Source organism: Mesorhizobium sp. WSM3626, from assembly GCF_000513935.1.
Taxonomy (GTDB): domain Bacteria; phylum Pseudomonadota; class Alphaproteobacteria; order Rhizobiales; family Rhizobiaceae; genus Mesorhizobium; species Mesorhizobium salmacidum.
In genome coordinates, this window is record NZ_AZUY01000027.1 from 41,391 (window position 1) to 55,806 (window position 14,416).

Annotated in this window: 14 protein-coding genes; all 14 read left to right on the forward strand. The window is 64.2% G+C overall.

From position 1 onward, the window contains the following. The first annotated feature begins 1 nt into the window (after position 1). Entirely contained in the window at positions 2 to 583 is a 582-nt protein-coding gene (locus M653_RS0118990; RefSeq protein ID WP_027144754.1) for a MotE family protein, read from the forward strand. Next, a complete protein-coding gene (flgH, locus tag M653_RS0118995) occupies positions 580 to 1,284 on the forward strand; it encodes a flagellar basal body L-ring protein FlgH (RefSeq protein WP_027144755.1) in 705 nt (234 codons plus the stop codon). Before M653_RS0118990 ends, flgH begins: the two co-directional genes overlap by 4 nt. Positions 1,285 to 1,319: 35 nt before the next feature. Next, positions 1,320 to 1,814 (forward strand): flagellar basal body-associated FliL family protein, encoded by a 495-nt coding sequence (locus M653_RS0119000; protein WP_027144756.1) that lies wholly within the window; start codon positions 1,320 to 1,322, stop codon positions 1,812 to 1,814. Then, positions 1,811 to 2,542 (forward strand): flagellar type III secretion system pore protein FliP, encoded by a 732-nt coding sequence (fliP, locus tag M653_RS0119005; protein WP_027144757.1) that lies wholly within the window; start codon positions 1,811 to 1,813, stop codon positions 2,540 to 2,542. The genes M653_RS0119000 and fliP overlap by 4 nt, the downstream gene beginning before the upstream one ends. 242 nt (positions 2,543 to 2,784) lie before the next feature. After that, positions 2,785 to 3,771, forward strand: coding sequence for a flagellin (locus M653_RS0119010; RefSeq protein WP_027144758.1), 987 nt, complete (start codon positions 2,785 to 2,787; stop codon positions 3,769 to 3,771). 278 nt (positions 3,772 to 4,049) lie between these two features. After that, positions 4,050 to 5,120, forward strand: coding sequence for a flagellin (locus M653_RS0119015; RefSeq protein ID WP_027144759.1), 1,071 nt, complete (start codon positions 4,050 to 4,052; stop codon positions 5,118 to 5,120). Positions 5,121 to 5,251: 131 nt separating this feature from the next. Continuing rightward, the gene (gene fliF, locus M653_RS0119020) at positions 5,252 to 6,901 is read left to right on the forward strand and encodes a flagellar basal-body MS-ring/collar protein FliF (RefSeq protein WP_027144760.1); all 1,650 of its coding nucleotides are present in this window, start codon (positions 5,252 to 5,254) and stop codon (positions 6,899 to 6,901) included. Positions 6,902 to 6,904: 3 nt separating this feature from the next. Beyond that, the gene (locus tag M653_RS0119025) at positions 6,905 to 7,522 is read left to right on the forward strand and encodes a hypothetical protein (RefSeq protein WP_027144761.1); all 618 of its coding nucleotides are present in this window, start codon (positions 6,905 to 6,907) and stop codon (positions 7,520 to 7,522) included. Then, positions 7,519 to 8,913 carry a MotB family protein gene (locus M653_RS0119030; RefSeq protein ID WP_027144762.1) on the forward strand — a complete coding sequence of 465 codons (1,395 nt, stop codon included), beginning with the start codon at positions 7,519 to 7,521 and terminating at the stop codon, positions 8,911 to 8,913. Before M653_RS0119025 ends, M653_RS0119030 begins: the two co-directional genes overlap by 4 nt. Beyond that, positions 8,910 to 10,280, forward strand: a complete 1,371-nt coding sequence (locus M653_RS0119035) for a chemotaxis protein MotC (protein ID WP_027144763.1) — start codon at positions 8,910 to 8,912, stop codon at positions 10,278 to 10,280. Before M653_RS0119030 ends, M653_RS0119035 begins: the two co-directional genes overlap by 4 nt. Beyond that, positions 10,277 to 11,653, forward strand: a complete 1,377-nt coding sequence (locus M653_RS0119040; RefSeq protein ID WP_027144764.1) for a flagellar hook-length control protein FliK — start codon at positions 10,277 to 10,279, stop codon at positions 11,651 to 11,653. Before M653_RS0119035 ends, M653_RS0119040 begins: the two co-directional genes overlap by 4 nt. Beyond that, a complete protein-coding gene (locus M653_RS0119045) occupies positions 11,586 to 12,170 on the forward strand; it encodes a transglycosylase SLT domain-containing protein (RefSeq protein WP_181166653.1) in 585 nt (194 codons plus the stop codon). Before M653_RS0119040 ends, M653_RS0119045 begins: the two co-directional genes overlap by 68 nt. A 223-nt stretch (positions 12,171 to 12,393) precedes the next feature. After that, on the forward strand, positions 12,394 to 13,062 hold the full coding sequence (locus M653_RS0119050) for a response regulator transcription factor (protein WP_015315897.1): 669 nt from the start codon (positions 12,394 to 12,396) through the stop codon (positions 13,060 to 13,062). Between the two features lie 79 nt (positions 13,063 to 13,141). Beyond that, positions 13,142 to 14,401 (forward strand): flagellar hook protein FlgE, encoded by a 1,260-nt coding sequence (locus tag M653_RS0119055; RefSeq protein WP_027144766.1) that lies wholly within the window; start codon positions 13,142 to 13,144, stop codon positions 14,399 to 14,401. Positions 14,402 to 14,416: the final 15 nt, after the last annotated feature.

Below are 14,416 nucleotides of genomic sequence, written 5' to 3' on the forward strand. Positions count from 1 at the left end.
GATGCCGATGATCTCCTCCCTCTCGCCCCGTGAAAGACGCCGCTCCCGCACCTTCCTGTTTGCGGCCGCCCTCACGGCCATGCCTGTTTTTGGTGGCGCACACGCGGACGATACCGTGCGCCAAGTTCTGCCCGGTGCGCAGCCCATGGTCGCGCCGCAGCAATTGACGCGGCAGAAAGCGCCGGACCAAAGCGAGATCGAGCGCTTCTGCTCCAATATCGCCGACGCCGCTCGCGACCGCCGCTATGCCTTGCAGGCCGAGGAGTTGAAACAGCTCCAGGCCGGCATCGACGAGCGCATGAAAGCTCTGGACGCAAAGAAAGCCGAATACGAGACCTGGCTGAAGCGGCGCGAAGTGTTCCTGGCCCGGGCCGAGGACGGCGTCGTCAAGATCTATGCCGGCATGAAGCCCGATGCGGCGGCCGAACGCCTGGCGATCGTCAATGCAGACCTGGCCGCGGCCATCCTGATGAAGCTCGATTCACGCAAGGCGGGCGTCATCCTCAACGAAATGGACCAGAAGGCGGCGGCGACGCTCACCGGCATCATGGCCAGCGCAGCCCGAAGGGTAGATCCGTCATGATCCGCAGAATGCTCATCCTGTGCGCGGCGGCAGCCTTGTCCGGCTGTGGCACCAACTTCAAGGAGATCGGCAGGGAACCGGCGCTGTCGCCGGTCGGATCGGGCATCGGCAGCGACGGGGCAGCGCCCTACAGCTATCCTCAGCCGCCCGCCACGCCGGTCAAGAAGTTCTCTCTGTGGGACGATCGCCAGAGCCGGCTGTTCACCGATCCCAGGGCGCTGCGCGAAGGCGACATCCTGACCGTCAGGATCAAGCTCAACGACAAGGCCAATTTCAAGAACCAGAACGACAGGAGCCGCACTGCCGCGCGCAAGCTGGGCTATGACGCCACGCTCGGATGGGACGGCCACAGCACCAGCGGCAAGGGCGACGCCGGCCTGAATTCCAGCACCGAAACCAACGCCGACGGCGAAATCAAGCGCTCGGAGAACCTCGAGCTCAACGTCGCCGCCGTCGTCACCGAGGTCCTTCCCAACGGCAATTTGATGATCAGGGGTTCACAGGAAGTGCGCGTCAACTACGAGCTCAGGGTGCTTACCATCGCCGGCATGGTGCGCCCGTCGGACATCGGCGCGGAGAACACCATCTCCTATGAACGCATCGCCGAGGCGCGGATCTCCTATGGCGGCCGCGGTCGCGTCAGCGAGATCCAGCAGCCGGCCTACGGCCAGCAGGTCCTCGACCAGGTTCTTCCGTTCTAGTTGTTGGCGTTCTGGGGATTGGAGAGCAAAGCGCCGTGGCCAATGTCGAACAGGTTCAGCCTCGCAAGGGTCCTTCCCTTGCCATCCAGGGCGCCATGCTGCTCGTGGTGACGGCGGCCGCCATCGGCATGGGCTGGATGTCAGGCGGCTACCTCAAAGGCGTCGATGCACCACCATCGGTGCCGGTTGCGCCTGAAAATGAGGGCAAGGTCGCCCAGCCCGCCGCCGCACAACAGCCTGGCACGGGCCCGACGCTTGTCGCACTGGCGCCGATCACCACCAACATCGCCTCGCCCGCGGATACCTGGATCAGGATGGAAGTATCCGTGGTCTATGACGCGCCGCAGCCGCCGGCCATGGCGGAGGACATTCAACAGGATCTTCTGGCTTTCGTACGTACCCTGAAGACGCACCAGATCGAAGGCGCCAGCGGCTACCAGCATCTGAAGGCCGATCTCGACGAACGCGCCTCGATCCGCAGCCAGGGGCACGTCAAACAGGTTCTTATCAGGACATTGCTGCTCGAATGAGAAAATTCCTTCTTGCCGCGGTACTGATCGGTGCCGCCACCTCCGTCGCGGCGGCCCAGCAACTGGACCTTGGCGGCATCGGCAAGGCCGATGGCACCACCGTCGGCTACATCATCCAGATGTTCGGCCTGCTTACCGTCTTGTCGGTGGCGCCGGGGCTGCTGATCATGGTGACGAGCTTCACCCGCTTCGTTATCGCCTTCTCGATCCTGCGTGCCGGCATCGGCCTGCAATCGACGCCGGCGAACCTCATCCTCATTTCGCTGTCGCTGTTCATGACCTTCTATGTCATGGCGCCGACCTTCGATCAGGCCTGGAATACCGGCGTCAAGCCGCTGATGGACAACCAGATCAGCCAGACCGAGGCCTTCGAGAAGATTTCCGATCCGTTCCGCACTTTCATGCTGCACAATGTGCGCGACAAGGACTTCGATCTTTTCGCCGATCTCGCCCGCGAGCGCGGCCAGGTCGTTGCCAAGGAGACCGTCGACCTGCGCATCCTGGTGCCCGCCTTCATGATCTCCGAAATCCGGCGCGGCTTCGAGATCGGCTTCCTGATCGTGCTGCCATTCCTGGTCATCGATCTGATCGTCGCCACCATCACCATGGCGATGGGCATGATGATGCTGCCGCCCACGGTCGTGTCGCTGCCGTTCAAGATCCTGTTCTTCGTCCTGATCGACGGCTGGAACCTGCTCGTCGGCAGCCTGGTGCGCTCTTTCACCTGATCCTCTGCGCTCGACATCAGGCACCGCTCGGCCGAGGAACCGGGCAGCGCGAGGATCATCGAATTTTCTCCGAATTATTTTCGATTAACCGTTCAGTTTAGTCCTTTGGTAGGGACTCGCCGCCATAGTCGCTCGCAGATGGCGGGTGACCCAAACGCAACGGTCATTGGCATGATGCCGCTCCGTCATACCGGACAAACCGGTATGCAAAAAACTCCTGTAAAAACAAGGTACGAGTAGCAATGGCCAGTATCATGACCAACGCCGCAGCGTTGACCGCGCTGCAGAGCTTGAACGCCACCCAGAAGAGCCTCGACACCACCCAGTCCCGCATCTCGACGGGCTATCGCGTCTCCCAGGCTTCGGACAACGCCGCCTACTGGTCGATCGCGACCACGATGCGCTCCGACAACCAGGCCATGTCCACCGTTTCGGACTCGCTCGGCCTCGGCGCCTCGAAGGTCGACACCGCCTACACCGGCATGAACAGCGCGATCACCACCATCAACTCGATCCAGCAGAAGCTGACCGCGTCCTACGGTCAGACCGACGCCTCCAAGGAAAAGACCCAGGTCGAAATCAAGGCACTTCAGGATCAGTTGAAGGCCTACGCCGATGGCGCCACCTTCTCGGGCACCAACATGCTTTCGGTGTCCACGGCTTCGGGTACGGCGGCCGACGTGAAAGTCGTTTCGGCTTTCAATCGTAGCGCCACCGGCTCGGTTTCGATTTCGACGATCGACGTCAATGTCGAAAGCATCAAGCTCTATGACGCCGGCGCTGCGCCGACCGCCAAGGGCATTCTGGACACAGCCCGCCTCGGCGCCACTGGCGCTGCGGTTACAACCGCCTCGGCTCCGACCCTGGGCGCTGCCGCAGCGGGCACCGACACTTATTCGGTCTCCAGCCTGGCCATCTTCTCGGGCACCACGGCGGCCAGCGACAGCCAGATCTCGCAGATGATGACCGTCGTCGACGCCGCGCTCAAGGACATGACGACCGCCGCCACCAAGCTCGGCGCCGCCAAGAGCTCGATCGACCTGCAGAAGACCTTCACCTCGAGCCTGATGGACTCCATCGATCGCGGCGTCGGCCAGCTCGTCGATGCCGACATGAACAAGGAATCGACCCGCCTCCAGGCTCTGCAGGTTCAGCAGCAGCTCGGCGTCCAGGCGCTGTCGATCGCCAACGGCTCGTCGCAGTCGATCCTGTCGCTCTTCCGCGGCTGATCGCTCTCGACCGACCAAACTAAGCAAACGGGCCGCGCCAGAAGCGCGGTCCGTTTCGCGTTTGCTCCAGCCCCGCGCAACTCTCGTTCCTTAACCCTCTAAAGTCGGCTTTTAATAGGCCGTTAACCATAACGCGCTAGTCATGGTTAACCAATGACTTACAACGGATTACCGAATCGGCCCAATCGGGGCGGCGGCAATCCACGGGCGGGTCGAGCGGCTCGCGAGGGCAACGCCGGTTTTTGAGAAAGACCGGTCTGGAAAAAGGAGCGAGTTTCTTGGCGAGCATCATGACGAACGCTGCGGCGTTGACTGCACTTCAGAGCCTCAACGCCACCAACAAGTCGCTTGAGCAGACACAGGCCCGCATCTCGACGGGCTACAGGGTCTCCGAAGCATCCGACAACGCGGCCTACTGGTCGATCGCCACGACGATGCGCTCCGACAACCAGGCGCTCTCGACCGTGCAGGACGCGCTCGGCCTCGGCGCCTCGAAAGTCGATACCGCTTATACCGGCATGAACAATGCGCTGGACACGATCGGCAAGATCAAGACCAAATTGCTCTCCACCATTGGCCAGACAGCCGCTGCCAAGGCGAAGACACAGACCGAAATCACGGCCCTCCAGGCGCAGATGAAGTCCTTTGCCGATGCCGCCACCTTTTCGGGTTCTAATTACCTTTCGGTGACATCGACACAGGTCGCCGCCGCCAATGACGGCGTCCAGGCCAACGCCAAGATCGTCTCGTCCTTCAATCGCTCCTCCTCGGGCGCCATTTCGCTCGGCACGATCGACATCGATGTCGAGAGCACCAAGCTGTTCGATTCCGGTCTCTCCACCGCCGTCAAGAACCAGGGCACGCTCGACCGCCAGACCTCGGTCTATTCCACGGCGGCCGCCCAGAACCTGTATGATACCGCTTATGCGGCCGCAATCGCCGGCGGCGGCACGGACATTGCCGCCAACACCGCCGGCCAGACCGCGGCCGGTGCGGTGGTTCCCAGGATCGACAATGTTTCCGCTTACAATCTCGATATCACGGCGGCCGGCGTGACCGACGACATCATCACCCAGATGGTCGGCAAAATCGACAAGGTCATGAGCCAGTTGACCGACTCCGCCACCATCCTCGGTTCGGCCAAGAGCAGCATCGACCTGCAGAAGACCTTCACGCAGAGCCTGATGGACTCCATCGACCGCGGCGTCGGCCAGCTCGTCGATGCGGACATGAACAAGGAATCGACCCGCCTCCAGGCGCTGCAGGTGCAGCAGCAGCTCGGCATCCAGTCGCTGTCGATCGCCAACAGCTCCTCGCAGTCGATCCTGTCGCTGTTCAAGAACGGCTAATTCAACCTTAGCCGACGGATACGTCGATTTCCAATTCACGGGCCGCGTCGCAAGCGCGGCCCGATTTCATTTTCGCACAAGCTTCGAGGATTAGTGTTCCGGCGGACAGTCATGCGGGGAGTCGCTCAATCGTGCCGGAACAGATCCAGAGCATCATCTCGAATCTCCGCGGCTTTGGCGTCAGGCGCCTCGCCATGCTGGCGGGCATCGCTGTCCTGGTGATGGGCGTCATCGGCATTGCCTCGGTCTACCTCAACCGCCCGGCCTACGACACGCTCTATGTCGGGCTCGACCGCTCCGACGTGAACCAGATCGGCCTGGTGTTGGGTGAAGCCGGCATCGGCTTCGACGTCGGCGCCGACGGAACCTCCGTGCTGGTGCCGGCCGGCACCACGGCGCAGGCGCGCATGCTGCTTGCCGAGAAGGGCCTGCCGACCAGCGCCAATGCCGGCTATGAGCTGTTCGACAATGTCGGCGCGATGGGCCTCACCTCCTTCATGCAGCAGATCACCCGCGTGCGTGCGCTGGAAGGCGAGATCGCCCGCACCATCCAGTCCATCGCCGGCATCAAGGCGGCGCGCGTCCACATCGTCATGTCCGAGCGCGCCAATTTCCGCCGCGACGAACAGCAGCCCTCCGCCTCGGTCGTCATCCGCTACGCCGGCATCGACGCGGAGAAGAGCGCCATGTCGATCCGCCACCTCGTCGCCGCTGCCGTGCCTGGCCTGTCGGCCGACAAGGTGACGGTGCTCGATTCCAACGGCAATCTGCTGGCCGCGGGTGATGATCCCTCCAACACCAGTGCCGCCCGCACGCTCGGCGTCGAGCAGACCGTGGAGGCGCAGATCGGTGACAACATCCGCCGCGCTCTGACACCCTATCTCGGCCCGGACAATTTCCGCGCCAGCATCAAGGCCGAGGTCAACACCGACACCCGTCAGACGGAAGAGACAATCTTCGACCCGAATTCCCGTGTCGAGCGCTCGGTGCAATCGGTGCGCGCCAATGAGAACAGCAACCAGAAGCAGGCTTCAACTCCCGCCAGCGTCGAGCAGAACCTGCCCGAAACCCAGGCGACCAGCACCGAGGGTCCGCAGACCTCCTCGGCCAACGACCGCAAGGAGGAGATCACCAACTACGAGATCAATTCCAAGAAGATCGCCACCGTCTCCAACGGCTATTCAGTGACCAAGATGTCGATTGCCGTCGTCGTCAACCAGGATCGGCTGAAGACGATCCTGGGCAAGGATGCGACACCGGAGCAGATCGCCAAGCGCGTCGCCGAAATCCAGAAGATGGTGAGCTCCGCCACCGGCTTCGACGACAAGCGCGGCGACGTCATCGACGTCTCGGCCGTCGAGTTCATCGACGGGCTGGACGGCGAGGCGGTGCCCCAGGCGGGAATGCTCGATTCCATCGGCCAGCATGCCGGCACGCTGATCAATGCCGGGGCCTTCATCGTCGTGGTGTTCCTGGTCGCCTTTTTTGGCCTGCGGCCGATGGCGGCCGCGTTGACGGCCAGGGCGACGCCCGCCATAGCAGGCCCCAATTTCGATGAAGTCCAGCGCTCTCTGCCGACGCCGGAGGCAGCCGCTTCCGCCGATGCGGGTGCCGCCATTGGCGCCCTGCCCGGCACGCGTGCCGGCGCCACCCCGCTCGACGATCTGCGCCAGAAGATCAGGCCGGCCCCGCAGGAGCGGCTTGCCCGCATGGTTGACATCAACGAGGAACGCACCGCGCAGATCCTGCGCAAATGGGCGGCCCAGGAAGTCGCGGCGTAGACCATGCCCTCCGCAGCCCTCTTCGATCTTCTCCCTGATTTCGGCACGCGCGCGCAACGTGCCAGCCAGCCCCAGGCCGCCACCGAGCACAAACCCGAGTCGGCACCGCCGGCCGATATCGGCACGCTGATCGCCGAAGCGGTTGCCCAGGCGGAGGCAGCGCTCGGCGAACGGCTTGCCGCGACGCATGAAGCAGCGCTGGAAGCGGAACGCCGGGCCAATGCCGAGGAAGCGAAGGCCTTTCTCGACAGCTTCGGTGGCGATGTCGGCAAGGCGGTCTCGTCGCGGCTCGACGCCATGGAGGCGCGCGTGACGGATCTTGTCGGCGCCACGGTCGCCCGCATCATCGGCGGCGTGGTCAGCGACGATCTGCGGAAGCGCTCGCTTGAAGCGCTCGCCGGCGCGGTCCGCGAAGCCGTCGGCGATGGCGAAGCCGTGCGCATCACGGTCCGCGGGCCGCTCTCGCTGTTCGAAACGCTGAAGGCATCGCTTGGGCCGCGTGCCGAAAATCTCGACTTCATCGAGGCGCCCGGCTTCGACCTGACGGTCACCATCGACGAGGCCGTGTTCGAGACGCGCATGGCCGAATGGTCGGCAACACTTTCCGAGGTGCTGTCATGAGCGTCGCCGATGCCGATCATGGCAGGCACGAGATCATCATCGTGCGGCGCGGGCATGACGACCACGACGAAGGTCACCATGGCGGCGTCTGGAAGATCGCCTTCGCCGACTTCATGACCGCGATGATGTGCTTCTTCCTGGTCATGTGGCTGATCAATGCCGCCAACGAACAGACCAAGGCCGCGGTCGCCAGCTACTTCAACCCCGTCAAGCTGGTCGACCGTGAGTCGAGCCGCAAGGGCCTCCAGGATCTCGGCAATGGGCCGCGCTCGGTCGGACTGATGGCCGACGACCCGCAAGAAGCGACAACCAAGGCCGGGCAGGACGGCAGCGGCGCCGCGGGCTCATCCAACCGCAAGCAGGAAAAGCAGGAGCCGCAGCAGTCGCCACAGTCCGACGAGCATCTTTTCGCCGACCCCTATGCGGTGCTCTCGGAGATCGCCACGGATACCGGCGTCATGCAGAATGTCAGCCAGAAGGGCGATGGCGGCGCGCAGAATTCCGGCCCGGCGACGGGTGCCTCGGGCGGCGCGTCCTACCGCGATCCCTTCGAGCCGGACTTCTGGTCGCAGCAGGTCGCCGCGCCCGGCGCCGAGGCGAGCGCCCAGCGTCCCAGGATCGAGGGCGACCCGCTCAAGTCCGGCGACAAGGCGGCCGAGACTCAGGTCGCCAAGGTCAAGGCCGTGCCGCCCGCATCGCCGGTCAAGGACGCACCGCTCGAGCCCTTGGCCGGAGATGGCAAGAATACCGCCGCGACAATGGTCAATACGGGCGATGCCAAGACCGGCGATGCCAAGACGGGGGATACCAAGGCGGGCGACGCCAAGGCTGGAGAGAACAAGGCCGCTGATGCGGCCAAGGCGGGCACGGCCGTCCCGAAGCAGGAGGCCGCAAAAACCGAGGCGGCGGACAAGGCTCCGACCGGCGCCGCGCTGAAGGCGGCTGCCGACGTCAAGCAGCAGCTCGCCGATGCCTTCAAGCCCGGTGACAAGCTGCATGATGGTGTCTCGGTGGAAGCCACCGACAAGGGTGTCGTCATCTCCATCACCGACCAGCTCGACTTCGGCATGTTCGAGGTCGGGTCGGCGGTGCCGAGTCGGGAGCTGGTGCTGGCGATGGAAAAGATCGGCCACATCGTCAACAGCCAGAAGGGCACCATCAGCATCAACGGCCACACCGATGCGCGCCCTTTCCGCAGCGCCAGCTACGACAATTGGCGGCTGTCGACGGCGCGGGCGCACTCCGCCTATTACATGCTCGTGCGCGGCGGCGTCGATGAACGCCGCATCACCGAGGTTGCCGGCTTCGCGGATCGCCAGCCCAAGGATCCGGCAGACCCAATGTCGGCGGCCAACCGCCGCATCGAGATCCTGATGGCGACCGGCGGATGAAGCGGACGGCGCTGACCAGTCGCCTGATGGGCCTGTTGCTGCTGGCCACGGCATATCCGTCGGCGGGCTTCGCCCAGGATACGCTGCAGCCCTATCAACTGGTGCGCTCGTTGCAGCTCGTCCAGGACCGTATCGCGGCCGGCGATCACGCCGCGATGCCGATGCAGGCCAAGCTGCTCGAGATGACCGATGCGCGGTTGCGCGCGGCCGATGCCGAGGATTTCAAGGATCCCAGGAATTTTCGCGCGCTCCTGGTCTACGGCATGAGCGGCGGCAATCCGGTAACCGTCGAGGCGGCCGTGTCGCGCGCCGCCTCCGATCCGCGCAACCTTGCCATGGCCAAAGGTGTGATCGACTACCTGAACGGCCGGCCCGGCGAGGCGATCGAAGCCCTGAGGTCGATCGATCCGATGGCTCTGCCAGGCGATCTCGGCGCGTTCCTCGCCTTGGTCAAAGGCTCGCTGCTTGCCACGGACCAGCCGGCGACCGCACTCACGCTGTTCGACGAGGCCAAGCTGCTCAGCCCCGGCACTCTGGTCGAGGAAGCGGCGCTGCGGCGCTCGGTCGGCATTGCCGTGACGCAAGGCGACGCGGCACGGTTCGCGCTTGCCTCCACCCAGTATGTCGAGCGCTATCTCTATTCGCCTTACGCCAGCCAGTTCGCCGACTCCTTCGTCTCCGGCGTCATCGCCCTGCACATGTCGATCAGCCAGGACAAGCTTGCCGACATCACCTCGATGATGGATCCCGAGCGCGAGAAGGTGATCTATCTGCGCATCGCCCGCCGCGCCGCGATTGACGGCATGAGCGACTTGTCGGCCTTCGCCTCGGCACGGGCCGAGCAGGGTCGCGACGGCAACACCAATCAGGGCGATCCGCGCGCCCTGCTCTATTCCAGCCTGTCCACGGTGACCTCCGATACCATCGAGGACGTGCGTGCCAAACTGGGCAAGATCGACCGCAGCAGGTTGTCGGACGGCGACCGCGCCTTGCTCGACGCGGCCCAGACCATCGCCGGTGAAGTGGTGGCACCGCCTGCCTCCCCTCCGGCCGCAAATCCGGCGCCCGCCCCGGTTGTGCCATCGCCCGAACCCGAGATTGCGGCCGCGCCAGCCACCGATGCCGCCGGATTGCCACCTGTCGAGGGCGCCGTCCCTGAACAGACCGCCGTAGCGCCATCCCTGGACGCAGCAGCGGCTGCGCCGAACGCATCCACGCCCGCAATCGATGCGGCGACCGTCCTGCCGGCATCGGCACCGGCGGTCTCGGCCAGCGCCGGCACGACAGACCCGACCGACGCCGCCATGACGAAAACCCGTCGACAGCTAGACCTGATCGACCAGATGCTTGGAGCCGCCCCGAAATGACCCCCAGCCTCGGCCCGGCCCTGCCAGGATTTACCGCCGCGCGCACGGCCGAGCAGCCGGCCGCGTCCGGAAGAAAGGACGACACCGGTTTCGGAGAGATGGTGCACGGCGGCGCGAGCCCTGCCCATTCGGAGAAGCAGCCACCGGCCGAGGCAGGCTCCCGCGATCCGCGGTGGAGCAGGCTTGCCGCGGAGCTTGCGGCAAAGGCAGGCGAGGACAAGCCGATGCCCGCCGGCAAGGCAAGGGCCACGCCGAGCGGATCGTCTGCCGCGAAATCCATGAAGGACGGCAAGGACGCCGGGACGGACAAGGATGCCGATGCCGAAGCGCCGGCCGCCGATCCGGGCGCAACGCCGCTCGACGGGCATCTGCCGCTGCTGATGGCGTTTCATGACCTGCGCCATTTCTCGACATCGACCAAGTCGGCCGACTCGAGCGCGAGCGAAACAGGACAGGGCTCTGCTATCGATGGACAGCTTCCGTCGAAGGCCTATCGGCAGAAATCTGCAACGGGGCGTGACGGTCTCGAACCCATGTCCGAGCCTGAGCGGGTATCGCTCGTCGACGGGCCGTTGACGAAACTCGACGGCAAGCTCGTCCGCGATGCCGCCGGCGCGCCGAAACACGACAATGCCATCGCGGCCGACCCCCTGCCCGAGGCGCCCGCGGAGGGGCCGGGCGTGGAGACGAAACAGGCGGGGCCGCAGCTGAAATCCATTGCCGACCTTCAGTCCTCATTGCGGTCCGAGCCGGGAAAACAGCAGTCGGCGGCGGCACGCATCGACGTGGTTTCCGAACGCAGCTTTCCCGCGCCGCCGCAGGCACCGATGAGCCAGGCAGCCCTCAACGTGATCGGCGCCATTTCAGCCGATGGGGGCCCGAACAAGACGCTTTCCACGGCTTCCGCGACCGCTCAACTGACGGGCTCTGTTGCCGTTCCGACACATGTGTTGAAGATCGAACTTCACCCGGCCGAACTGGGCATGGTCACGGCCCATCTTCGGCTCTCCGGAGAACAACTGTCGATTGAATTGAAACCCGAAACACACGATGCCTACCGCCGGCTTTCCAGCGACAGCGAGGCGATCGTCAAGTCGCTGCGCGGGCTGGGTTTCGAGGTTGATAAGGTCACGATCTTACAACCCTCGGTCGCAATTCCCCCTACAACCCGGACGGATGCAACCGCCTCCGTGAGCGCTGCACCCGGCCGCGATCCATCATCCTTCCAGCCCGGAAATTCCGGCGGCGGCAATAATGGAGCCGGCGGCCAGCAGTCGGGTCAGCAATCCGCAAGGGGTAACCATGATGAAGCGCAAGCACACGGCCGCGCCGCTTCGCCTTCTCGCGAGCGCGCTGGCGATATATTTATCTAGCCTCGCGAGCAGCGCCGGCGCCGCCACCAATCCTTGCGAACCCGAGATCCTGCGTGCCGCCGACCGCTATGGCGTACCCGCCGGCATCCTCTATGCCGTCGGATTGACGGAAACCGGCAACAAGGGCAGTCTTCAGCCTAACGCCTTGAACATAGAGGGAAAAGCAGTCTTCCCGAGAAGCCGGGCCGAAGCGCTTGCCGCCTTCGCCAACGCCCAGCGCGAGGGCAAGACACTGATCGATCTGGGCTGCATGCAGATCAACCATCACTACCATGCCTCGCATTTCCGCAGCGTGGAGGACATGCTCGACCCACGCCAGAACGTCGACTACGCGGCAAGCTTCCTGGCCAGCCTCCATGCCCGCCATGTGACCTGGTCGATGGCCGTCGCCCGCTATCATGCCGGTCCCGACAACGATCCGGCGCAGAAGGTCTATGTCTGCAGGGTGATCGCCAACATGGTGGCCACCGGCTTCGGCAAATGGACCACGAACGCTCGCGCCTTCTGCAACCCATAAGCGCATTTTCTGCTTCTAATACATCAACTCCCTGGATGCGAAGCGGTCCATTCGACTTGGTCAAGACTTGGGCTCACAAACATATCTGGCGGCGCGCTAATGCAACCGTTCCGACTCCAGACTCCCAAGAAACTAGTTACAAGAAATGACGGTTGTTCAGGATTCTCGCCAGCGGATACGCCTTTCCCCACGGGGCAAATGTGCTGATTCGGAGGCGGGGCCGATGATCGTTATCGTTGACGAGCGAGAGCTCGTGACAGAGGGCTATAATTCACTTTTCGATCGCGAGGGGATCGCCTGCGCCGGTTTCGCGCCGGGCGAATTCGGCGAGTGGGTCAACTCGGCCGCCGACACCGATCTGCGATCGGTCCGGGCCTTCCTGATCGGCGACTGTCGCGACGGCGCGATCTCGCCGCGCCAGATCCGCGACCGCACCGGAGCTCCGGTCATTGCGCTCAGCGAGCAGCATTCGCTGGAAAACACGCTGCGGTTGTTCGAGAGCGGCGTCGACGACGTCATCCGCAAGCCGGTGCACATCCGCGAAATCCTGGCCCGCATCACCGCCATCCGCCGACGCGCCAGCGAGGACGTCGCCTATACCGAGATCGGCGCCATGCGCATCTTCATGGACGGCCGCGATCCCGAGATCGACGGCCAGCCGCTGCCCTTGCCGCGCCGCGAGCGCCGCATCCTGGAATATCTGGCGAGCAATCGCGGCCGCCGCGTCACCAAGACCCAGGTGTTCAACGCCATCTACGGCATTTTCGACGAAGAGGTCGAGGAGAACGTGGTGGAAAGCCACATCAGCAAACTGCGCAAGAAACTGCGCGAGAAGCTGGGCACCGACCCGATCGATTCCAAGCGCTTCCTCGGCTACCGGCTGGTGTTCTGATGCGGCACCGCGCCAGCCTCGCGCAAGACAGGAGGCGTAGCCTCGAAGCCAGTGGCAAGGATATTGCGGAGACATCTCGATGAGCCTCTACGGAATGATGCGGACTGGCGTTTCCGGCATGAACGCCCAGGCAAACCGCCTGTCGACGACGGCCGACAACATCGCCAACTCCGACACCACCGGCTACAAGCGGTCCTCGGCCGAATTTTCGACGCTGATCATGCCGTCGACCGGGGGCGCCTATAATTCCGGCGGCGTCACCACCACGATCCGCCAGGCGGTCAGCGATCCGGGTGTACTTCAATACACGACCTCGGTCTCCGATCTTGCCGTCAGCGGCGATGGCTTCTTTGTCGTCCAGGACCCGAGCGGCACGCCCTTCCTGACCCGTGCCGGCGCCTTCGTTCCCGATGCACAGGGCCGGCTGGTCAATGCCGCCGGTTTCCAGCTGATGGCCTACAGTTACGCCAATGGCACGCCGGCAGCGACCGTGAACGGCTTCGAAGGTCTAGAGCCGGTTGTCATCTCCGACCAGGGACTGACCGCGACGCCGAGCACCCAGGGCAATTTCAGTGGCAATCTGCCGGCAGGTGCGACACCGGTCGCCGCCGGCAACCTGCCCACCACCAACACCGCAGGCGCGCAGTACACCTCGAAATCGTCGATGGTCGCCTATGACAATCTCGGCAACAAGAAGCTGCTCGACGTCTATTTCACCAACACCGGCGCCGGCACCTGGCAGGTGGCGGTCTTCGACCAATCGAAGGCGACGGCCGGAACTGGCTTCCCCTACGCTGGCGGCGGTGCACTGGGCTCGGCCAACCTGACCTTCGATACCACCACGGGCAAACTCACCGGCACGCCCACCAACGTTTCATTCACGGTGCCGGGCGGCGCGAGCCTCAATCTCGACCTTTCGAAGCTGACCCAGCTCGGCACCGGCTTCACCGTCTCCGACGCCCAGGTCAACGGCAATGCGCCGAGCACCATCGACAAGGTGCAGATCAGCAAGGACGGCACCATCTACGCCCAGTACAAGGACGGCACCTCCAAGCCGCTCTACAAGATTCCGCTGGCCGACGTGCAGAGCCCCGACCAGCTCAAGGCGCTGCCTGGCAATGTCTACGCCCAAGGCACCGACTCCGGTGCCATCCGTGTCGGCTTTGCCAATGAAGGCAAGCTTGGTTCGATCATTTCGGGCGCGCTCGAAAATTCCAACGTCGATATCGCGGAGGAATTGACCGACATGATCGCGGCACAGCGCAGTTACACCGCCAATTCCAAAGTCTTCCAGACCGGTTCCGATCTGATGGACGTCCTCGTCAACCTGAAGAGATAAACCGGGCTCCGCCCG

Excerpts from the sequence above, each read along its gene's own strand:
- M653_RS0118990 (WP_027144754.1), top strand. The coding sequence starts at position 2 with ATGCCGATGATCTCCTCCCTCTCGCCCCGTGAAAGACGCCGCTCCCGC.
- flgH (WP_027144755.1), top strand. The coding sequence starts at position 580 with ATGATCCGCAGAATGCTCATCCTGTGCGCGGCGGCAGCCTTGTCCGGC.
- fliP (WP_027144757.1), top strand. The coding sequence starts at position 1,811 with ATGAGAAAATTCCTTCTTGCCGCGGTACTGATCGGTGCCGCCACCTCC.
- M653_RS0119010 (WP_027144758.1), top strand. The coding sequence starts at position 2,785 with ATGGCCAGTATCATGACCAACGCCGCAGCGTTGACCGCGCTGCAGAGC.
- M653_RS0119025 (WP_027144761.1), top strand. The coding sequence starts at position 6,905 with ATGCCCTCCGCAGCCCTCTTCGATCTTCTCCCTGATTTCGGCACGCGC.
- M653_RS0119030 (WP_027144762.1), top strand. The coding sequence starts at position 7,519 with ATGAGCGTCGCCGATGCCGATCATGGCAGGCACGAGATCATCATCGTG.
- M653_RS0119035 (WP_027144763.1), top strand. The coding sequence starts at position 8,910 with ATGAAGCGGACGGCGCTGACCAGTCGCCTGATGGGCCTGTTGCTGCTG.
- M653_RS0119040 (WP_027144764.1), top strand. The coding sequence starts at position 10,277 with ATGACCCCCAGCCTCGGCCCGGCCCTGCCAGGATTTACCGCCGCGCGC.
- M653_RS0119045 (WP_181166653.1), top strand. The coding sequence starts at position 11,586 with ATGAAGCGCAAGCACACGGCCGCGCCGCTTCGCCTTCTCGCGAGCGCG.
- M653_RS0119050 (WP_015315897.1), top strand. The coding sequence starts at position 12,394 with ATGATCGTTATCGTTGACGAGCGAGAGCTCGTGACAGAGGGCTATAAT.
- M653_RS0119055 (WP_027144766.1), top strand. The coding sequence starts at position 13,142 with ATGAGCCTCTACGGAATGATGCGGACTGGCGTTTCCGGCATGAACGCC.